At 42.6% G+C, this 22,067-nt stretch carries 18 protein-coding genes and 1 pseudogene; 13 read left to right on the forward strand and 6 right to left on the reverse strand.

Features of this window, described 5'->3' with window-relative positions:
* Positions 1-77: 77 nt before the first annotated feature.
* The 11 genes from FFF34_001845 (at position 78) to FFF34_001895 (ending at position 12,473) form a co-directional block, all read left to right on the forward strand.
* Positions 78-1,355 carry a citrate synthase gene (locus FFF34_001845; GenBank protein TSD66169.1) on the forward strand — a complete coding sequence of 426 codons (1,278 nt, stop codon included), beginning with the start codon at positions 78-80 and terminating at the stop codon, positions 1,353-1,355.
* Positions 1,356-1,421: 66 nt separating this feature from the next.
* Entirely contained in the window at positions 1,422-3,314 is a 1,893-nt protein-coding gene (locus FFF34_001850; GenBank protein ID TSD66170.1) for a RecQ family ATP-dependent DNA helicase, read from the forward strand.
* Positions 3,315-3,547: 233 nt separating this feature from the next.
* The gene (locus FFF34_001855; protein ID TSD66171.1) at positions 3,548-4,153 is read left to right on the forward strand and encodes a hypothetical protein; all 606 of its coding nucleotides are present in this window, start codon (positions 3,548-3,550) and stop codon (positions 4,151-4,153) included.
* A 335-nt stretch (positions 4,154-4,488) separates the two neighbouring features.
* Positions 4,489-5,088, forward strand: coding sequence for a hypothetical protein (locus tag FFF34_001860; protein ID TSD66172.1), 600 nt, complete (start codon positions 4,489-4,491; stop codon positions 5,086-5,088).
* A 119-nt stretch (positions 5,089-5,207) separates the two neighbouring features.
* Positions 5,208-5,933 (forward strand): DUF2807 domain-containing protein, encoded by a 726-nt coding sequence (locus tag FFF34_001865; protein TSD66173.1) that lies wholly within the window; start codon positions 5,208-5,210, stop codon positions 5,931-5,933.
* A gap of 143 nt (positions 5,934-6,076) precedes the next feature.
* Complete coding sequence (tig, locus tag FFF34_001870) at positions 6,077-7,429, forward strand: trigger factor (GenBank protein ID TSD66174.1); 1,353 nt, start codon at positions 6,077-6,079, stop codon at positions 7,427-7,429.
* Positions 7,430-7,626: 197 nt separating this feature from the next.
* A complete protein-coding gene (clpP, locus tag FFF34_001875; GenBank protein TSD66175.1) occupies positions 7,627-8,331 on the forward strand; it encodes an ATP-dependent Clp endopeptidase proteolytic subunit ClpP in 705 nt (234 codons plus the stop codon).
* 84 nt (positions 8,332-8,415) lie between these two features.
* Entirely contained in the window at positions 8,416-9,654 is a 1,239-nt protein-coding gene (clpX, locus tag FFF34_001880; protein ID TSD66176.1) for an ATP-dependent Clp protease ATP-binding subunit ClpX, read from the forward strand.
* A 100-nt stretch (positions 9,655-9,754) separates the two neighbouring features.
* Entirely contained in the window at positions 9,755-10,615 is an 861-nt protein-coding gene (locus tag FFF34_001885; GenBank protein TSD66177.1) for an AMP nucleosidase, read from the forward strand.
* A gap of 132 nt (positions 10,616-10,747) precedes the next feature.
* Positions 10,748-12,109, forward strand: a complete 1,362-nt coding sequence (locus tag FFF34_001890; GenBank protein TSD66178.1) for a pyridoxal-phosphate dependent enzyme — start codon at positions 10,748-10,750, stop codon at positions 12,107-12,109.
* An 82-nt stretch (positions 12,110-12,191) separates the two neighbouring features.
* On the forward strand, positions 12,192-12,473 hold the full coding sequence (locus tag FFF34_001895) for a hypothetical protein (GenBank protein ID TSD66179.1): 282 nt from the start codon (positions 12,192-12,194) through the stop codon (positions 12,471-12,473).
* An 18-nt stretch (positions 12,474-12,491) separates the two neighbouring features.
* Here FFF34_001895 and FFF34_001900 read toward each other — a convergent pair whose 3' ends face one another.
* The 4 genes from FFF34_001900 to FFF34_001915 all read right to left on the reverse strand — a co-directional run bounded on the left by FFF34_001900 (position 12,492) and on the right by FFF34_001915 (position 16,777).
* Complete coding sequence (locus FFF34_001900) at positions 12,492-12,863, reverse strand: DMT family protein (GenBank protein TSD66180.1); 372 nt, start codon at positions 12,861-12,863, stop codon at positions 12,492-12,494.
* A gap of 71 nt (positions 12,864-12,934) precedes the next feature.
* Positions 12,935-14,491 carry a glycosyltransferase family 39 protein gene (locus FFF34_001905; GenBank protein ID TSD66181.1) on the reverse strand — a complete coding sequence of 519 codons (1,557 nt, stop codon included), beginning with the start codon at positions 14,489-14,491 and terminating at the stop codon, positions 12,935-12,937.
* A 111-nt stretch (positions 14,492-14,602) separates the two neighbouring features.
* On the reverse strand, positions 14,603-15,910 hold the full coding sequence (murA, locus tag FFF34_001910) for a UDP-N-acetylglucosamine 1-carboxyvinyltransferase (protein ID TSD66182.1): 1,308 nt from the start codon (positions 15,908-15,910) through the stop codon (positions 14,603-14,605).
* A 120-nt stretch (positions 15,911-16,030) separates the two neighbouring features.
* Positions 16,031-16,777 carry a DUF4290 domain-containing protein gene (locus FFF34_001915; GenBank protein TSD66183.1) on the reverse strand — a complete coding sequence of 249 codons (747 nt, stop codon included), beginning with the start codon at positions 16,775-16,777 and terminating at the stop codon, positions 16,031-16,033.
* A gap of 279 nt (positions 16,778-17,056) precedes the next feature.
* Between FFF34_001915 and FFF34_001920 the strand changes: the two genes are divergently transcribed.
* Positions 17,057-18,169, forward strand: coding sequence for a dipeptide epimerase (locus FFF34_001920; protein TSD66184.1), 1,113 nt, complete (start codon positions 17,057-17,059; stop codon positions 18,167-18,169).
* Positions 18,170-18,205: 36 nt separating this feature from the next.
* Here FFF34_001920 and FFF34_001925 read toward each other — a convergent pair.
* Positions 18,206-20,107 (reverse strand): annotated as a pseudogene (locus FFF34_001925) (M1 family metallopeptidase).
* A gap of 198 nt (positions 20,108-20,305) precedes the next feature.
* Here FFF34_001925 and FFF34_001930 point away from each other — a divergent pair.
* Entirely contained in the window at positions 20,306-21,019 is a 714-nt protein-coding gene (locus FFF34_001930) for a carboxypeptidase-like regulatory domain-containing protein (protein ID TSD66185.1), read from the forward strand.
* Here FFF34_001930 and FFF34_001935 read toward each other — a convergent pair.
* Positions 21,016-21,954: a Ppx/GppA family phosphatase gene (locus FFF34_001935; GenBank protein ID TSD66186.1), complete on the reverse strand. Its 939-nt coding sequence runs from the start codon at positions 21,952-21,954 to the stop codon at positions 21,016-21,018. The two genes, FFF34_001930 and FFF34_001935, sit on opposite strands and share 4 nt — an antisense overlap.
* Between the last annotated feature and the right edge of the window lie 113 nt (positions 21,955-22,067).

Consider the following 22,067-nt stretch of genomic DNA (forward strand, 5'->3'; position numbering starts at 1 on the left):
TTTACAAAAGGTAAATATATCTTAAAGGCTTTTAATACGCAGATTTATTTACATTTGTTGCAAATACTATTTTTTCTATGTCTGAAACTGCACAATTAAAAATTGGTGATAAAACTTTTGAACTTCCGGTTATTGAAGGTACAGAAGGTGAGAAGGGGATTGATATTTCGAAGCTACGCGACCTAACCGGCTATGTTACACTTGATATTGGTTACAAAAACACCGGTGCCACAAAAAGTGCTATTACTTTTTTAGATGGCGAAAAAGGTATTCTAAAATACCGCGGTTACTCGATAGAGCAACTGGCCGAAAACTCCACTTTTATTGAAGTTGCCTACCTTTTAATTTATGGCGAACTGCCAACTGCCGAACAGTTGGAAGCTTTTGAAGTTGAAATAAGCCATCATACACTGGTGCACGAGGATATGAAGAAGTTTTTTGATGGTTTCCCGTCAGGCTCGCATCCTATGGGGCAACTATCATCGTTAATTGGTGCATTAGCGGCATTTAACCCTGCATCATTAAAACCCGGCCTTAGCGCCGAAGAGGTGAATTTGGAGATCATTAAATTGATAGCCAAAATGAGCACCATCGTATCGTGGATATACAAAAAATCGTTAGGCCACCCGGTTATATACCCGCAAAATAAGCTGGATTATGTAACCAACTTTATGCAAATGACCTTTGGCCAGCGCACCGAAGATGTAGAAATAGATAAGGTTGTTGTAAGCGCCATGAACAAGCTGCTTATACTGCACGCCGATCACGAGCAAAACTGCTCAACATCAACCGTGCGCATCGTAGGCTCGTCTGATGCTAATTTATATGCTTCAATATCTGCAGGTATATCGGCACTTTGGGGCCCGCTGCATGGCGGCGCAAACCAGGCCGTGGTAGAAATGCTGCAACGTATAAAAGAGGATGGTGGCGACGTTGATAAATGGATAGCTAAGGCTAAAGACAAGAACGACCCGTTCCGCCTGATGGGTTTTGGTCACCGTGTTTACAAAAATTTCGATCCGCGCGCCAAGATCATTAAAAAGGCCTGCGATGATATATTAGAAAAACTGAATATTAAAGACGAAACACTGGATATAGCCAAAAAACTGGAAGGCGTTGCCCTAAGCGACCCTTACTTTGTTGAACGCAAGCTATACCCTAACGTTGATTTTTATTCGGGTATTATATATACTGCGCTGGGTTTCCCTACAGATATGTTTACCGTTTTATTTGCTTTAGGCCGTTTACCGGGATGGATAGCACAATGGAAAGAAATGAAAACCAACAAAGAACCTATTGGGCGCCCACGCCAGATATATGTTGGTGCTACCGATAGGGAGTATGTTAAAAAATAAGAACAGTATAACCATCGTAAATAATATAAAGCCCGCTAAACAGTGGGCTTTGTTTGTAAATAATAAATGACGCCACGCGAAATACTTAAGCAATATTGGAACCATGACGACTTTCGCCCTATGCAGGCCGAGATCATCAATTCGGTATTGGACGGCAAGGATACGCTGGCTTTACTGCCTACCGGTGGCGGTAAATCGGTATGTTTCCAGGTGCCTGCGCTGGCAAAAGAGGGGATATGCATAGTGGTATCGCCCCTTATCGCTTTGATGAAAGACCAGGTAGAAAACCTGAAGGCAAAAGGTATCCAGGCTATGTCTATTGTGTCGGGTATGGGCAAGCGCGAGGTAGATATCGCTTTAGATAACTGCGTTTACGGCCCGGTGAAGTTTTTATACCTGTCGCCCGAGCGTTTATTGTCTGATTTGGTGCGCGAGCGTATCAAGTACATGAACGTGAACCTTTTTGCGGTAGACGAGGCGCATTGTATATCGCAATGGGGTTACGATTTTAGGCCGGCATACCTGCACATAGCCGATCTGCGCCAACTGCACCCTGATGTACCTGTATTAGCGCTTACGGCCACCGCTACCGCCGAAGTAAGAGATGATATACAGGATAAGTTGCTATTTAATAATGGTATAGTTTATCAGCAAAGCTTCGCCCGCCGTAACATTAGCTATGTGGTGCAAAACACCGAGGACAAAAGCCGTAAGTTAATAGATATTGCACAGGGCATAAAAGGCAGCGGGATTGTATATGTGCGCACCCGTAAAGAAACCTTTGAAGTGGCACAGCTATATAACCAGAACGGCATAAAGGCCGATTACTATAATGCCCGTTTAAGCAGCGACGAGCGATCGGAAAAGCAAAATGCCTGGAAGAATAACCAAACCCGCATTATTGTAGCTACCAACGCCTTTGGTATGGGTATAGATAAGCCCGATGTGCGCTTTGTAATACATAAAGATATCCCCGATAGCCTGGAAGCCTATTACCAGGAAGCCGGGCGTGCCGGCCGCGACGAGCAAAAGGGGTATGCTATATTACTATATAACCACAGCGACCGCTTAAAGCAAGAAAAACGGTTCCTGCTGAGCTTCCCTTCGGTGCAGGAAATAAAGCAGATATATCATCACCTTGCTAATTATTGCCAATTGGCCTATGATGCAGGCGAGGGCTTGAGCTTTGACCTTGACCTGGGTGAGTTTTGCAGCCGGTTTCAACTGGATGCTATTAAAACCATTAATGCGTTAAAGTTTTTAGAGCAGGATGATTACCTGGCGTTTAACGAGAGTGTGTTTTTACCATCGCGGTTCAGGTTTGAGGTGCTGAACGAGGAATTATACAACTTTCAGATACAAAACCCGGGGTGGGATCCATTTATTAAAACCCTGCTGCGCTCGTATGGCGGGTCGTTTGAAAATTATGTGCGGGTAAAGGAGTTTGATATGGCCAGGCGCACCGGCATGAACACCCAACAGGTAATTGACGGTTTAAAGCAACTGCAGGATTTTAACCTGCTTAGCTATTTACCACAAACCGATAAACCACAAATTACCTGGTTAAAAGCACGAAGGCATGCTAATAACTTATATATTAATAAGGCGTATATAGAGCAGCGTAAAGAAACCTATCGCCAAAAAATAGAGGCGGTGTTTGCCTATGCCCAGCACCACCGTTGCCGTAGCCAAATGTTATTGGCTTATTTTGATGAGCCCAACGCCACCAGATGCGGCGTATGCGATGTTTGCCTTGAAGAGCGCCGCCAAAAGCGCCACGAGGAGATATTTGATGATATTACCAGCGATATTGTGCACTTGCTAAGCACCACCAACCGCAGCCTTAACGAATTGATGGGCTCGCTTAAACAAGGTACCGAAAAAGAGAAGATAGAAACCATCCGTTTACTGCTGGATGCAGGCAAAATAAAGACGGATGGCGAACATTATTATCTTTAAATAACCGTTGTTTTATCGCTTTTGCTACTTACTCAAGCATATTTACCTACTGCGTTTCAATTTTCCCCGTCGTTTTCACCGACCATAATTCGCCGTTCACCGACATTAATAGGGTGTACGTCTATTTGACGGTTATTGGCTGTAACGTTTTTAAAGTGAGGGCGTCATATTGGTGTATTTAATAACAAGAAAACATTAAGCAATTGACAATCAAAATATTAAAAAGCAATAAAATGAAAACGAAATTTTTAACCATAGCAACCATCTTCACTTTAGCATTAGGAACAGTAAGTTCAACATATGCATCAGTAACTAACAATAACAACGAAGAAGTAAGCACTACTTTAACTAATGTTAGCAACATCAGCAAAATCGAGATCCGCGGTAATGTGGAACTATATGTATCTGACGGTACTACCGACCAGGTTAAAGTTTACAACAAGTACTATTCAGAAAGCGCGCTGGTGCAAAACCAAAATGGTGTACTGCGTATATCATCATACACAGCAAAAAAATTAGTAGTGTGGGTTACCGCTGCCGATCTGCGCTCGATATCAGCTTACGATAATGCATCTGTAAAATCATTCGGTAAACTATCTAAGATCGATTTAGATGTAAACCTTTATAACACCGCATCGGCGCAATTAAACGTTGATGCCTACAAAGCAAACGTAACGGTAAACGACCGTGCAACGGCCGACATTAGCGGTACCATTAACGATTATAGCCTGAATCACGACCAGTCTGCAACTGTTAACCAGACCAACCTTGTTGCCGAAAAAGCAAACAATAACTTAACCAACATTACAAAGCCAACTACCGAGTTAGCTATCCTGTAAGCATTACTTTTGCAAAAGTTCAACATATATCTAAAGGCCACCGCTAAACTCGGTGGCTTTTTTTGTTTATAGACTATGTCTGCTTTTCCTTTTAGTTTTTTTACCTGCACTTATTCCAATAGCGATCTATCGCTTTAGCTTATAACTTTTGGCTTACTGCTTTAGGCTTTTAACTCACATCCGTATTCACCGATTGATCTCCTGCGTTCACCGATATAATACCCCTTTGTGTCTAAAATACACTATTTAGCTGTAACGTTTCTACGTGTGGGTCGTCTTATAGATGTATTTAAAAACAACATAACATAAAGTATTCATAATCAAAATAATATATCATGAAAACAAAATTTTTAACCATCGTAGCTTTAATAGTTTTAGCAGTGGTTGCCAGCAAAAACACTTACGCAAGTGAAAATAATTCTAACGAAGATGTAACCGTTTTAACCAACGTTAGCCACATCAATAAAATAGAGATACACGGAAACGTTGAGCTTTATGTATCTGACGGTACTGCCGACCAGGTTAAGGTTTACAACAAGTATTATTCTGAAAGTGCTTTGGTACAAAGCCAAAACGGTGTATTACGTATATCATCATACAAAGCACAAAAATTAGTGGTTTGGGTAACAGCTGCCGATTTGCGCGCTATATCTGCTTATGATAATGCCGAAGTAAAATCATTTGGTAACTTATCAAAAATTGATTTGGATGTAAACCTTTATAATAACTCGACTGCAGTTTTAAACTTAGAAGCTTACAAAGCAAACATTACTGTAAACGATAACGCTAAAGTAGCCTTAACAGGTAGTGTAAACGAATACAGCTTACAATATGCACAAGCTGCTAATGTTACACAAAACGACTTTACAGCTGTAAACATTACAAAAACTCAAATAGGTAATAAAGCAAAAAACATCGAATTAGCCGGCCTATAATTATACTTATCACCATCTGCCTGTAAAAGCTGCCGAAAAAACATTGGCGGCTTTTTTTATTTTAATGTAACTTCAAAAGCAATTACGTTGTCTAATCAAACAAAAACCATTAAATAACCATGAAAAAGCTATACACAACCCTATTTATATTAGTAACCTTCGCTTCAGTTTGTTCGCTATCATCTTGCCAGCGTTTCAGGTGTAAACGCGGATCGGGCAACCAGGTAACCGAAAACCGTAAGCTTAGCGACTTTAACAGCGTAGATATATCCGGCGGCTTTAAAGTAACCGTTGTACAGGATAGCTCGCAAACAATCGCGGTGCATGCCGATGATAACCTGATGAAATATATTGAAACATCGGTAACGGGTGGTAAGCTGCGTATTAAAACACGCAGAAACATTTGCAGCAGCGGCGAAATTACGCTTGTTATTGGGGTGCGTAACTTAAACGAAGTTGACGCATCGGGTGCCGTTGATTTAACCTCACAAGGCCGTATCAATACCGGCGATTTCCACTTCGACCTTTCGGGCTCAACAAAAATCACCATGGAGCTAAACGCTGCAAATGTAACCACCAGCGGAAGCGGATCAACCGAGTTACATTTAAAAGGCCAGGCAGCATCACATAATATTGATTTAAGCGGCAGCGGCGATATACAGGCCCTTGATTTTGTTGTTGGCAAATATAATATAGAAACATCGGGTGCAAGCCATTGCAAAATAAATGTGCTAAACACATTAAGCGTGCATACCAGTGGCGCATCAGATATTCAGTACCGCGGTAACCCATCAAACGTTAGTAACGATCAATCAGGCGCTTCATCAATAACCAAGATAGATTAATGTTGATAAGCAGGACGTCATAAAAAATTGATAGCCTTTCTTCTGTAAAAAAGTTCAAAAATATTCGTACTTTTGCGCCTCTAAAAGCCGCACGTGCACAACACGTGCGGCCCTATTTTAAAGAAATAAATACAAGGTAAAAGATGAATATATCACAGGAAAGAATTGACGACCTGAATACAGTTGTAAAAATCAACATTAACCCTTCAGATTACCAGCCAAGGGTTGAAAAAGCAATGAAAGAACATGCTAAAAAAGCAAAAATGCCAGGCTTTCGCCCGGGTATGGTTCCGGTTGCACATATCAAAAAAATGTACGGTAAAAGCATCCTGGTCGATGAGATCAACAACATGCTGTCTGATACATTAAACAAATACCTTGATGAAGAAAAACTGGAAGTATTAGGCCAGCCATTGCCTAAACTGGATGACGATAAAAAAGAATACAACTGGGATTTTGCCGACGATTTTGAGTTTAACTACGAAATTGGTTTAGCCCCTGACTTTAAATTGGAGTACACATCAAAAGATAAGCTTACCCAATACGATATTAAAGCCGATGACGAAACACTGGCATCGCGTATCAAAAATATTCGCCGTAGCTATGGCAAAATGTCAAATCCTGACGTATCGGCAGAAGATGATGTGCTTTACGCCGAATTAACTCAGCTTTCTCCGGATGGTTCTGTTTTTGAGGATGGCATTAGCAATACAACTTCGGTACGTTTAGAAAATATTAAGGACGAGAAAATAAAAAAATCTTTAATAGGTTTAAAAAAGGGAGACGAAGTAACGCTTGACATTCAGAAAGCTTTTGATAACGACGCGGCTAAGGTTGCCGGTTTATTAAAAGTAGACGAAGAAACAGCAGCTGATTTAAAATCGAATTTTAAGTTAACGGTAAAAAATGTTAACCGTTTAGAAGAAAGCGATTTAAACCAGGAGTTCTTTGATAAATTATTTGGTGAAGGGGTAGTTACTGACGAAGCCGGTTTCCGTGCTAAAATTACCGAAGAGATTGAAGGGATGATGAAACAGGATAGCGAGCGCAGGCTGCAGAATGACATCTACAACTACAGTATCAACAAGGTTAATTTTAATTTACCTGACGAATTTTTAAAACGCTGGTTAAAGGCAACCAACGAACAATTATCACAGGAAGAACTGGAAGGTGGTTATAACGATTTTGCTAAAAACCTTAAATGGACGCTTATTGCAAACAAAATAATTAAGGATAACAACATCGAAATTAAATACGATGAAGTTTTCTCTTATGCAAAAGCAAGCTTAGATCAGCAATTCAGGATGTACAGCCAGCAAGCGCTACCAGAGGAGCAATTGGCACAGTACACAGTACAATACCTGCAAAACAAAGAGAACGCGAACAAGATTTTTGAAGAAGTAAAAGCCATGAAGGTTTTTGACTACATTAAAAGTGTTGTTACGCTTGATAAAAAAGAAATACTATTTACCGAGTTTAACAAACTACCGGAATAAGTAAGGCTTTTATATAATCATAACTTTACCAAAAGCATTTGCCTACCGCAAATGCTTTTGTGTTATATGCGTTTTTTTACCCTACCGGTGACCAATTAATTTTTACTTTAAACAAACTTAATAGTGTAAAAACTATTCAACTAAAAACTATATTTATCGCAGTTACCTAAAAGCATACATTATATAAAACACATATCATGAGTAGTAATATTGATAAGAACGAATTCCGTAAATATGCTGTTAAGCATCACCGCATAAACAGTATATATGTAGATAAATTTATAGCCGGTGTTGACAGGGCAAAACTGCCAACCGGTATGACCCCCTATATCATAGAAGAGCGCCAGATGAATGTGGCCCAGATGGACGTATTTTCGCGTTTAATGATGGACCGCATTATTTTCCTGGGCGATGCCATTTATGAAAATATCGCAAACATTATTCAAGCTCAATTGCTGTTCTTGCAGTCGGCAGATAGCAAACGCGATATCCAGATATATATCAACTCGCCGGGTGGTTCAGTTTATGCCGGTTTAGGTATATACGATACCATGCAGTTTATATCAAACGATGTAGCTACTATATGTACAGGTATGGCAGCATCAATGGGGGCCGTATTGTTAGTAGCCGGTACAAAAGGTAAGCGCGCGGCTTTACCACATGCAAGGGTAATGATACACCAGCCATCGGGCGGTGCACAGGGCCAGCAATCGGATATCGAGATCACGTATCACGAGATTACTAAACTGAAAAAAGAATTGTACCAGATAATTGCCGACCATAGCGGAACTGATTACCAAAAAGTTTGGGATGCATCAGACCGCGACCATTGGATGATTGCTGAAGAAGCAAAAGAATTTGGTATGGTTGACGAGATTTTAAGAGGAAATAAAACCATATAATCTGTTGTTGCACAAAGTAGTTTTAACCGTATACTACTTTGTTATATATAAGCAATTGATTATTTTTGATTAAATACTAAGCAGATGAACAAGAACAGCAAGGAGATCAGGTGCTCATTTTGCGGCGCAGGTAAGCAGGACTCCCTGATGCTGATAGCAGGGCTTGACGCGCACATTTGTGATAAATGTGTAAATCAGGCTAATGAGATACTTGCCGAAGAGCTTAAAGTACGTAAGGTAAAAGCGTCGCCAAGTGCCCCTGCTATGTTAAAGCCGGCAGAGATTAAAGGCCACCTTGACCAATACATTATTGGCCAGGATGATGCAAAAAAGGTATTGTCTGTAGCAGTATACAATCATTACAAGCGCTTAAACCAGCGTGTTGATAAAGATGAGGTAGAGATAGAAAAATCGAACATTATAATGGTCGGTGAAACCGGTACGGGTAAAACTTTGCTGGCTAAAACACTTGCCAAAGTATTAAACGTTCCGTTTTGTATTTGCGATGCTACCGTATTAACCGAGGCCGGTTACGTAGGCGAGGATGTGGAAAGTATACTTACCCGCCTTTTGCAATCTGCAGATTATGATGTAAACACTGCCGAACGCGGTATTGTATATATTGATGAGGTAGATAAAATTGCCCGTAAAAGCGATAACGCATCCATCACCCGCGATGTAAGCGGCGAAGGTGTGCAACAAGCTTTGTTAAAAATACTGGAAGGTACCATGGTTAATGTACCACCACAAGGTGGCCGTAAACACCCGGACCAAAAAATGATAACGGTTAACACCAGCAATATTTTATTTATTTGCGGCGGTGCTTTTGATGGCATTGACAGGAAAATAGCCAACAGGCTGCGTACACAAACGGTAGGTTATAAATTAAAGCGTGATGACGGCGATGTAGACCTGAAGAACCTTTACAAGTACATTACCCCGCAGGATCTGAAGTCGTTTGGGTTAATACCTGAACTGATTGGCCGTTTACCGGTGCTAACTTACCTGAACCCTTTAGACAGGGAAGCTTTGCACAATATACTTACCGAGCCTAAAAACTCGTTGCTTAAACAATATAAAAAGCTGTTTGAATACGAAGGCGTTAAGCTCGAGTTTGATATCGAGGTTTTGGATTTTATTGTTGACAAAGCAATGGAGTTTAAGTTAGGCGCACGTGGCCTGCGCTCTATTTGCGAAGCCATCATGATAGACGCGATGTTTGAGTTCCCATCAAAAAAGGACGTGAAGCGATTAAATGTAACGCTTGATTACGCGATGGAGAAATTCGAAAAATCGGACCTTAAAAAGTTAAAAGTGGCTTAACACAAACCATACAGGCGAAAGCTATATTTGGAATAATAAACGCAGACCCTGGTGCAACGCCGGGGTTTGTTGTATAAGCAGCTTTTTAAATAAATAGATTATGAACGAAGCATTAGATATAAAGAAAGACGACAGCCTGAACGAAGGAAAGAAACCAAAAGAAGTACAATCACCCGTAAAATCGGGGTTAAAAACAAAAGAGGCCATTGTTGCCAACTGGTTGCCGCGCTACACCGGCCGCCCCCTTGATGCATTTGGTAAATACATTATATTAACTAATTTTTCTAAATACCTGCAGCTGTTTTCTGCCTGGCATAACGATGCTCCCATAATGGGTTTAGATAAGCCAATGCAAAGTGTAACCGCCGATGGTATCACTATAATTAATTTTGGCATGGGCAGCTCGGTTGCAGCAACAGTGATGGACTTGCTAACCGCCATACACCCCGAAGCAGTTATATTTTTAGGCAAGTGTGGCGGGCTTAAAAAGAAGAACAACGTAGGCGACCTTATCCTGCCCATAGCGGCTATCAGGGGCGAGGGTACATCAAACGATTACCTGCCTGCCGAAGTGCCTGCATTGCCCTCGTTTGCGCTTCAAAAGGCCATCTCTACCACTATACGCGATCACTCACGCGATTATTGGACCGGAACCTGCTATACTACCAACCGCCGTGTTTGGGAGCATGATAAAGTTTTTAAAAAATACCTGAAAGATTTGCGTGCCATGGCCATTGATATGGAGACGGCCACCATATTTACTACAGGCTTCGCCAATAAAATACCAACGGGCGCCTTGTTGCTGGTATCTGACCAGCCCATGATACCTGAGGGGGTAAAGACGGCCGAAAGCGACTCGACCGTTACAGAGCAATATGTGGAAACGCATCTGCGCGTGGGTATCGAATCGTTAAAGCAACTAATAAATGGCGGGTTAACGGTTAAGCACTTGAAGTTTTAACGCTTGTTTAAACCCTGTAAATCCAAAACAAATTCTGACAATTCTTAAATGCTAATAATTCAGGTTTCGACAGAATAATTGCTAATTTTGACCCAATCCTGTTTTGTATATAGGATTAGTAGAATATAAACTATGTGGCACAATAATATACTGGAAACTATAGGCAATACGCCCATGGTAAAGTTAAATAAGATAGTAAAGGACATCCCCGCAACGGTGTTAGCAAAAATAGAAACCACTAACCCTGGTAACTCCATAAAGGACCGCATGGCCCTTAAAATGATAGAGGATGCCGAAATAAGCGGTAAGCTTAAACCAGGCGGTACTATTATAGAAGGTACATCGGGTAATACCGGTATGGGACTGGCCATTGCGGCAGTTATAAAAGGTTACAAATGTATTTTTACCAGTACCGATAAGCAATCAAAAGAAAAATTTGATGCCCTGCGTGCCTTTGGTGCCGAGGTTATTGTTTGCCCCACCAATGTTGATCCCGAAGACCCGCGGTCGTATTACTCGGTTTCATCACGTTTAGAGCGGGAAGTTCCTAACTCATGGAAACCAAATCAGTACGATAACCTGAGCAATTCGCAGGCGCATTACGAGCAAACCGGACCCGAGATATGGGAGCAAACCGAAGGTAAAATAACCCATCTGGTGGTAGGGGTAGGTACAGGTGGTACTATATCGGGTACTGCACGCTATTTAAAGGAGCAAAACCCCAATATTAAAGTATTAGGTATTGATACTTACGGCTCGGTATTTAAAAAGTATAAAGAGACCGGCGAGTTTGACAAGAACGAGATATACCCATACATTACCGAAGGTATAGGCGAAGACTTTTTACCACAAAACGTTGATTTTAGCCTGATAGACCATTTTGAAAAAGTTAGCGATAAAGACGCTGCTTTAATGACCCGCGAAATAGCCCGTAAGGAAGGCATTTTTGCAGGTAACTCAACCGGTTCGGCTATTGCAGGCGTATTGCAAATGAAGGATATGTTTAAAGAAGGCGATGTAGTTGTGGTGATATTCCCTGACCATGGCACACGCTACTTAGGTAAAATGTATAATGACGACTGGTTGCGCGACCGCGGCTTTATTAAAGAAGAAAAGATGACCGCCCGCCATATCATCGGTAAAAAAGAGTCATCAGAAATTGTAACTATAGATTGCGAAAAAACCGTACTGGAAGCTATCAATACCATCAAATCGCTTAACATCAGCCAAATACCGGTTACCCAAAAGGGTATGGTGATAGGCAAAATCACCGAGAGTGATATATTGGATTCGCTCATGGAAAACCCCGGTATTAAATCGCAGCCGGTTAAAAGCATTTCAACCGCGCCATTCCCTTTTATTGATCTAAATACCTCTATCGATAAAATATCAGGCATGATCAACAAAGATAACATCGCGGTACTGGTTGAGGATGATAACGGCAAAATAGAGATTATTACGCAGTACGATATCATTAATGCCATATCGGCATAGTAGTACAGGTACCAAACTACAAATAACCCGTAGAGATGCGATATTTCGCGTCTCTACGGTGAATCTTTTGTTAAAACAATATATGGCAGTTTACGATAATGATTATTTGGACAAAGCTCACAAATATTCGATTTTTCACAAAACAAAGATGTTAAAAAGTGAGATTTGTGGGTGTTTCCATTGTTTGGCCGTTTTTAGTCCACTGGAAATCGTAGAATGGGTTGACGAAGATGACCCACGAGGCGAGACAGCCTTATGTCCTAAATGTGGTATAGATGCAGTAATAGGTTCTTCGTCAAACTATCCAGTCGATAAAAAGGATTTTCTTGTACATATGAAGCAACGTTGGTTTCGGACAGTTTAAAATCTGCACATCTATTCATCACCACTTTTTAAATATCACAAACACCGCAAGGCATATCAGCCCAAAGCCTACCAGGTGGTTCCAGCCCAGTTTTTCGGTTTTAAAAAACACCAGGGTAAATATCATAAATACGGTAAGTGTAATAGCTTCTTGTATCGTTTTTAGCTGAACAAGTGTAAAAGGTCCCCCATCTTCTTTAAAGCCCGCTCGGTTAGCCGGCACCTGGAAAACATATTCAAAAAAGGCCAACCCCCAACTGATGAGTATGATAGATATAAGACCAAGGTTTTTACCCCATTCGTATTCTTTAAATTTTAAGTGTCCGTACCAGGCAAAGGTCATAAAGGTGTTAGATATGGTAAGGAACAAGATAGTTTTAAGTCCGCGCATGATAGTTAATTTTTTCTGAACAGATAAGGCTACAATCCGCAAAAAGTTTTAGTAGCTTTTAAAAGCAACAATTATTGTAGTCTTTTCTTAGCTAATTCCGCCTTATACACCTCGTTAAGCTTAGGGGATGGGTTAACAAGTATATATATACTGGTACCTTTCTCTCTTGCCAAAGGGTTTAAAACTTCGCCGGTTTTACGGTAGCTTTCTAATAATGGGCTCAGTCTGGCGGTAACGTTATCATCGTCATCTACATAAATAATGTAACGCGCGTTTAAATTGTCGGGTGCCCAAAGTGCAAAGCTGCTGTTTAGGCTGATCACATCGGGCATGTTATACTTTTTATGGAAGTGGTGTAAAGCACCGGCTTCCCCATAGTTATCGGCAAATATCTGGGTCTGCTTTTGCTGTTCAGGGCTAAGGCTGTGGTAGGCATTTGCAGCTTTTTGTGCCATTTCCTCCCATCCCAGCATATCGGCATAATCCTGAGTAAGCGGGTGCTGTTTCTGGTCCTCCCACTTAGTTAAAAAGCTAAGAAAAGGTGCATCTCTTTGGTTCTTTTTAAAAAGACCGACCGTTTTTTGTAAAGGTAAAACAGGCAGTACCAAAGGCAGCATTAACAGGTTAGGGGCAATAAAAAGCAATATAACTGCAACCCGCAATACATAGTACGACCGTTTGATCATGCGCTCAAATGCAAAACCACCGGCTGCAAACAACATTGGGTAGGCGCCAAACAGGTAATAGTTTTTGCCATTCATTTCAAGCAGGAACAAGAAAATGAGGATATAGGCAATTGCCAGATACCTAAACCTGCGCAGGCGGAAGGAGAACAGCAGGAAAAAGAAACCTATAAGCCATATTATAAGCGATGGCCCATGTACCATTAGCTGCTGCAGGCCAAAATCCATTGGTTTTACATAATCCAGCTGGGTTTCCCTTAGCTCTTTCATGTGGGTAATAAAAGGAAGGTGGTGCGCAAACTGCCAGATAATATTGGGTAAAAAAATTAAAACAGCTATAAGCGCCGAATAGATAACATGCCTGTTAAACAATAATTTGCGCTCTTTGCTTATTAAAATACCGATGATAAGTGAGAAGGTAAAGAAAGCCATGCTGTATTTGGTAAGCATACCTAAACCAACAGCCACACCCAGCCAATACAAGTATTGTACCGAAGCGGTATTCAGGTACTTAACAAATAGCCACACCGTTAGTACCCACCATAGCTGATCGAACACAACCGGTTGAAAAAGGTAGCCGCTTGCCGCAAAGGCCGGCGATAGTATCATGGCCAAACAAGCAACAGTTATAGCAAACCTGCGCCCGCCAAGTTCAGCTGTGATTTGGCCGGTTAACCATATAATAATACCGCTGGCAAGGGTTGTAAATATGCGCGCTGCAAACACCGAATTGCCAAAAAGTGTAATGGTGATTTTTGCCAGTAAAGCTATAAACGGCGGTACTTCCTTATACCCCCAATCTAAATGATCGGCCAATACTAAATGCAAGAACTCATCGCGATGGAACCCGAAATTGCTGATAGCAAACAGATTTAAGGCAACCTTTAATACAACAAAGATCAGTATAAACGTAGAATACGATGATCGTCTGTTTTTATAAGACATTGATAGATGTTAGGTTTATTTTTAGCAGGATGCTTAAAGTATAAAACTATAAAAAAAAGTTAAAGCATAAAAGCCTAAAGCAGCATTATAAGTACTGCTTTAGGCTAAACATTAAATTCTTACAATATCTGCACCTAAGGCCTTCAGGCGTTCATCTATATTTTGATAGCCACGCTCTATTTGCTCTATGTTGTAAATAGTTGATTTACCTTGCGCGGATAAGGCTGCTATTAACAGCGATACCCCTGCACGTATATCAGGCGATGTCATGGATATACCGCGTAATTGTACTTGTTTATCCAAGCCTATAACGGTAGCACGGTGCGGGTCGCAAAGGATGATGTTGGCACCCATATCCAGTAGTTTATCAACAAAAAACAGGCGGCTCTCAAACATTTTCTGATGTATCAATACCGACCCTTTTGCTTGTGTGGCAACTACTAAAACAATGCTCAGCAGGTCGGGTGTAAAACCCGGCCACGGCGAATCAGCTACCGTTAGTAGCGATCCGTCTATAAAGGTATCTATCTCATAATGGTCCTGCGATGGGATGTAAATATCATCACCGCGCAGTTCCATTTGTATGCCCAGGCGTTTAAAAACGTCGGGTATCATACCTAACTCTTTGTATTTAACGTCTTTAATCGTGATCTCAGAACCAGTCATGGCAGCAAGACCAATAAACGAGCCTATCTCGATCATATCCGGCAGCATACGGTGTTCTGTGCCACCCAGCTCTGTAACGCCTTCTATGGTTAATAAATTTGATGCAATACCGCTTATTTTGGCACCCATGCGATTAAGCATTTTGCATAATTGCTGCAAATAAGGCTCGCAGGCGGCATTATAAATGGTAGTGGTACCTTTTGCCAGTACGGCAGCCATTACAATGTTTGCGGTACCGGTAACCGATGCCTCATCCAAAAGGATATAAGTACCCTGCAGGTTTGATGCATCTACATTATAAAAGCCGTTTTCGGGGTTAAAATCAAAGCGGGCTCCTAACTTTTCGAAGCCTAAAAAGTGTGTATCCAGCCTTCTGCGGCCTATTTTATCGCCACCGGGCTTAGGTATTGATGCTTTTCCAAAACGCGCCAATAGCGGGCCTAATATCATAATAGAGCCGCGTAAACCGCCACCCTTGGTTTTAAATGCTTCTGAATTAAAAAAGTCCTGATCTATTTCCCTGGCTTCAAAAGTGCAGGTATCACGGCTGATGCGGTCAACGATAACACCCATATCGCCAAGTAGTTCAATCAGCTTATTAACATCCTGTATATCAGGGATGTTGCTGATAGTCATTTTTTGGTCGGTTAATAAAACCGCCGATATAATTTGCAGGGCCTCGTTTTTTGCACCCTGGGGGATAATTTCGCCTTTTAGCTTTTTACCACCCTGTATCTCAAATGCGTTTTTCATGGTTGATGGTTCATAATTGATGGCCGATAGCGCCATATGATACAACAAAGATTATAAAATATTGCAAATAAAGCATAGTCATTATTACCCATGAACTACGACGTATTGACAATGAACTAATTAGTACTTTTTAGCACCCCCTGTATTACGGTTGCGGTTGTTTTGATTGTTGTTGTTACGCGGGTTATTGTTATTGGTACGGCCACCACCGCCACCGCCGCCACGGTTGTTTTGGTTATTGTTGCTGCGGCCGCCACGGTTATTGTTATTGTTTTGACTGCCAAAGTTGTTAGGACGGAACTCAACCCGGTTAAGGTTGATGTTCTCTTCCAGCTTAAGCTCACCGTTTGATAGGTGCAGCAGGTCGGATAGGATTGTTTCGTCGGCTACCGAGTCTTTGTTCCATTGCACGTAGGCCATCTTCATGAAATTCGCAACTGCCTGAACCATATGGCGTTTGCGCTCTGGCTCCTCGATGCTTTTGGCTTTTTCTATCATCATTTCGATGGTTTTGCCATAGTGTTTGTACTTAATACGCTGATGAGGGTATTTAAGAGGCTCGGGTTTTAAGTGTATTGCCTCAGGACTTGGTTTAGGGTAGGGGGAATCTACATCTAACTGAAAATCAGATATAATATGCAGGTGATCCCACAGTTTATGCTTAAAATCGGCAACATCGCGCAAGTGCGGATTAAGGAAACCCATCAGGTCTATCACCACCAGGGCGTATTTGTTGCGTTCTTCTTTGGTAGGCAGTGCAACAATGTATTTAACCATGTTTTGCACGTTGCGGCCATACTCGCTTAGTAAAAGTTTACTCCTGGTTGAGTTATAATCAAACGGACCAGGCAGATTTGTTAATGCCATGTATATCAGTATTTTAATAAAATTGAATCAATTTTTTTAGTACATGATCAGTTCATTGGGGCTTTGAAAAAGCAGGAACCGGAGCACTAAAATGAAGTGTATTGCAGTACACAAATATACAGTAATTGTGTTAAACTGCAAATTTTGTTGACCCCGCGTTTATATTATAGTATTTTGCGGTGTTACCTATAAATTTTTCGTTTTTTTTGCAGGTCATGCGTGATTTTTTTCACTTTTTTGTTCGTCGCGGAAACCATAATGTACTAAAAATATTTTACAATGTCAAATAATTTCCCTGTTATTACCTCGATTGATGTCTATCGTTTCAGCATTTCTATGGTGCCGTTTACCATTGCCACCGGTGTTATGGACAATGCCCAAAACGTATTTATCAGGGTGCATACCGATGCCGGGTTTTACGGGGTAGGCGAGTGCTCGGCCTTCCCCATGATAGTTGGCGAAACGCAGGACACCTGCCTGGTGATGGCCCGCTATTTTGCAGGGTTGTGGATAGGGCAAAATGCTTTGGATATTGAAGCCCGCATGCGCCAGCTACATGCCGCGGCAGCAGGTAACACTACCATTAAAAGTGCCTTTGATATGGCCCTGTACGATATAGCTGCCAAACATGCCGGCATACCTTTATATCAATACTTAGGCGGCGCACGCAGGGTAGTAGAGAGTGATATTACTATTGGTATTGCCACGCCCGAAGCTATGGCCCAAAAAGCTATGGAGTTTAAAGCATCGGGTGCGCATATATTGAAGGTAAAGCTGGGTAAGGGCGCGCAAACGGATGTTGAACGCATTAAACAGGTACGCGAAGCGGTTGGCCCCGAAATTAACATCCGCATTGATGCTAACCAGGGCTGGAGCTACGAGGAGGCAGTATTTGCCCTGCAAGCCCTTGCCCCGTATGATATAGAGTTTTGCGAACAACCTATGCGCACCTGGTATAACGATCGCCTGCCTGCGCTGATGAAGCTATCGCCGGTAAAGATAATGGCCGACGAAAGCGTATATAACCACCACGATGCCCGTATGCAGATAGAGAGCCAATCATGCCATTATGTGAATATTAAAATGGCTAAGGCCGGGGGGATTAACGAGGCCATTAAGATACATGATACCTGTGCCGAACGTGGCGTTGCCTGTATGATGGGCGGAATGCTGGAAAGCCGCATTGCCCTAAGCAGCAAGCTGCACTTTGTATATGCCAGCCCCAATATCAAATTTTACGATATGGATACCTGTATGCTGGGCCATTTGGTTGACCCTGTAGTAGGCGGCGTTACCTATGACGGGTATAAGCTCAGCATCAGCGATGCACCGGGTATTGGTGCCGACGCCGATGATGCATTTTTAAAGGGTTGCGAAAAATTTACCGTATAAACCAAAAGCGCCGCAATTTGCGGCGCTTTTGGTTTATTATAATTTCTTACTGTTATTCTTCCTGTTTACATCGGGTAGGGCATTGTCGGGGTCAATCGTAACGCTTTCCACTTCCTGTGTGGTGGGTATGGTAAAGTTGGCTACCTTTTGCTGTAGCCACGTTTCTACAGGGAAATAGGTGCGCTGCTTGCTGCCGTCTTTAAACGTTAACTCAACGGTAAACGGCATGGCAAACAATTCTTTATTGGCGATGGTTACACGCAGCCCTTTTTTGTTGTTAACCTCTTTGGCATCAATTAATGCTATATCCAGTTTAAAGTTGTTATAAAACCAGCCGCGCCAAAACCAGTTCAAATCCTCGCCGGCACCATTTTCCATCGACCGGAAAAAGTCATCGGGCTGCGGGTGTTTGTAGGCCCATTTATCTATATAGTTTTTAAAGGCATAATCAAACCTATCCTTACCCAGCACCTGTTCGCGCAGCAAAACCAAGCCAAAGGCCGGTTTAAAATAAGTAAGCGGGTGGCGGTATTTCTCGGGGATGGCATCCGGTGCGGTCATAATGCTTGGCGAGCCTGCATCCGTAATAAACGGGATGATCTCGTCGGCCGGATTACCGCCATGCTCGGCGTATTCGCCATCGCGTTTGGGGGCATACTCGCCATTGTTAAAGTTGTCTGATGCGTACACATCAATAAAGGTATTAAAGCCCTCGTCCATCCAGGCAAAGCGGCGCTCATCGCTACCCACTATCATCGGGAACCAGTTGTGGCCAATCTCATGCGCGGTTACCCAGTACAACTCCTTGCCCTTATCGGTGATGCCGTCAAACACAATGCCGGGGTACTCCATACCGCCAGCTATACCGGCCTCGTTAATGGCGGTGGGGTATGGGTATACAAACCATTTTTCGGAAAAGTATTCTATCGATCCTTTTAAATATTCGGTAGCACGGCCCCAGGCATCATTGCCCGCACTTTCGATAGGGTAAACCGACATGGCTAAACTTTTTTTACCGCCGGGCAGGTTAACCCGCGCGGCATCCCATATATAAGCTTTTGACGCGCCGAAGGCTACATCGCGCGTATTAAGCATTTTGTAATGCCAGGTTAAAGTGCCTTTATTAACCGGGCGCGATGCGGCGGAATTGATCTCGTCGGCGCTGCGTATTATAATCGTTTTATCGCTGTTGCGGGCCGCTGTAAGGCGGGTAATTTGCTTGGCGGTCAATACTTCGGCGGGGTTTAATAAGTCGCCTGGGCCGGCTACAATCACGTCCCAGGGGGCGGTTACTTTATAGTCGATATCGCCATACTCTAAGTAAAATTCTCCGCTGCCCAAAAAAGGCGCGGTATCCCAGCCGCGGCTATCATCGTATACGCACATCCGTGGAAAAAACTGGGCTATCTCGTATATCTTGCCGTTTTTGGTATCTACATAATCGGTACGGCCGCCAAAATTACCGGGAATGGTGTAGTGGTATTTGATAAGCAAATTTACCTTGCCGCCCTTTGGCGAAACCGCCGTTGACATGCGCACCTGCATGCGGGTATCGGTAACTACGTAGGCTACCGGCGTACTTTTGCCATTTTGCACTACGCTAACCGATTCGATATTATAGCCCGTAGTATGCTGATTAGGGGCAAAGGCCGTAACAAAATTGCTGCGCGCGCCGTGCTTGTAGGTGTTTTGGTCCAGCTGCAGCCATAGGTATTGCAGCGCATCGGGGCTGTTATTGGTATAGCTGATGCCGGCAGAACCACTAATGGTTTTGCTAACGGTATCTAAGGCTACGTTTAGCTGGTAGTCTACCCGGTTTTGCCAGTATTTCGGTCCCGGGTCGCCGTTAGGTGAGTGAAACTCGTTGCCTTTTTCGGTATAGCCTATGGGCGAGAATAGTACCGATGGCTGGTAGTTGCTTGCTATGGTATCGTTTGAGCGTTGGGCCTGTGCAAACAAGGCAGTTAAAACCAATAGGGTAGTACCTAAGAATTGTTTTTTCATGTGGGGGTTATGATAAGCGGTAGCAATATACAAAGGATGGCCGTAAAATGCGTTTTGCTTTTAAAATGATACAAATTTTTAAGTGCTTATGGAATTTGTGCCTGCATTGCATCTTGTAATAAACTAAACATTATGCAAACTATTAAACACGTCGGTATCCCGCAGCCCTGCCACCAGCTTTGGCAAAATATGACCCCGGTTAACAAAGGCCGGCATTGCGCCCAATGCAGCAAAACCGTTACCGATTTTACAGTAATGAGCAATGCCGAGATCATCAGCCACCTGTCCAAAGCTCAAAATGTATGCGGCAGGTTTGAAACTTATCAGTTAAATAGTATTAATAATACCCTTGCAGAGCAAGCCACATCGCGTTTTTCGTGGAAGAAGCTGGCTTTGGCGGCATCGCTAACAGGATTATTGCCTTTTATGAAAGCAGAGGCGAAACAAAGTCATCCAATTGAGCAAACGGTAAACCCTGCTGTTAAACCCGATACCAATCAGGTGCGCACGCTTAGTAGGATGGAGTTAAAAGGAAAGGTTTCAATTATAGGTGATACTACGCCTGTTGTGGGTGCAATTGTAAAAGTACATGGCTGGAATTTTTGGACACAAACATTAGCAAATGGTACCTTTAAATTAAAAGTACCTGTGGATGCCGCTATACTGGAAGTTAGCTACTTGGGCTATGAGAGGGAAGAGATGCCCATCAATCAGTTTACCAAACAGTATAATTTTGTTTTAGCAGAACGCCATACAGTTATGTTGGGAGGCGCTATTACTGTAATGACAGTTAAAAAAGCACCTTTTTACAAACGGTTGTGGTACAGCTTTAAACGCCTTTTTTAACCCAACAGCTCTACCATCGCACCCTCTTTTAATGACCATGTGCACAATGTTACATCCGTAAGCCCCAGTTTTTGCATCATGTAAATGGTAATTAGGCTGGCTACTACAATCATATCTACCCGTACCGGTATAATGCCTTTGGTGGCGGCGCGTTTGGCATGGGTGGATCGTACTAGTCGTTCTATCAGGTCCAGCAGGTCATCGGTATCAAATTCGTAAATGCGGGTTTGGCTTAGGTTAAAGGGTTTACCTTTCTCCAGTTCTATCACTTCGGCAAAGCTTTCAAACGCGCCGGATGAACCAATAAGGGTAGACAGGCGGTATTGCGATACTGCTTTAAACAGGTCGGTGAGTTTACCATCCAGGTACCGGGTCATTTCTTTGATGGATTGCACTGGTATCGGATCGGTTTTATGGAACATGTCCATTAATCGGGCAGCGCCTATCTCAAAACTTTGTTTCCAAACTATATCATCTTCATTGCCAATAATAAACTCTACACTGCCGCCGCCTATATCCATTATCAGGCTGTTAGCATCCCCTAAAACTCCGCTGGCCTGTATGCCCTTATATATGTAGGCGGCTTCCTGCTCGCCGGTGATAAGTTCTATTTGTATACCTGCCTGCTCTTTCACCTGGTCAATAAAATCCTGTCCGTTTGCCGCGTTGCGTACAGCCGATGTAGCAATGGCTTTTACTTTTTGCACTTTATGATCCAGCATATGGTCGCGGAAACGCTGCATGGCCGCAATGCCCCGTGCAAAAGCCGCAGGCTGTATAATGCCTTTATTGATACCGCCTTCGCCCAGTTTAACTGCTTCGGTAAGGTGAAATACTTCATGAAAATCGTCGCCTGTTCCCTCGGCTATCAATAAATGAAAGGTATTGGTGCCGAGATCCATTACGGCGGCGCGTTGGTTGTTGTTTGCGGGCATTATTAAGTAAAGAGTTTAGCCTCACCTAAATCCTCTCCAAAGGAGAGGACTTTTATTTAGCCCTTCTCCTTTGGAGAAGGGTTGGGATGAGGCCCAAAAATAAAAAATCCCCT

This window comes from Inquilinus sp. KBS0705 (assembly GCA_005938025.2).
In the GTDB taxonomy this organism is placed as follows: Bacteria; Bacteroidota; Bacteroidia; order Sphingobacteriales; family Sphingobacteriaceae; genus Mucilaginibacter.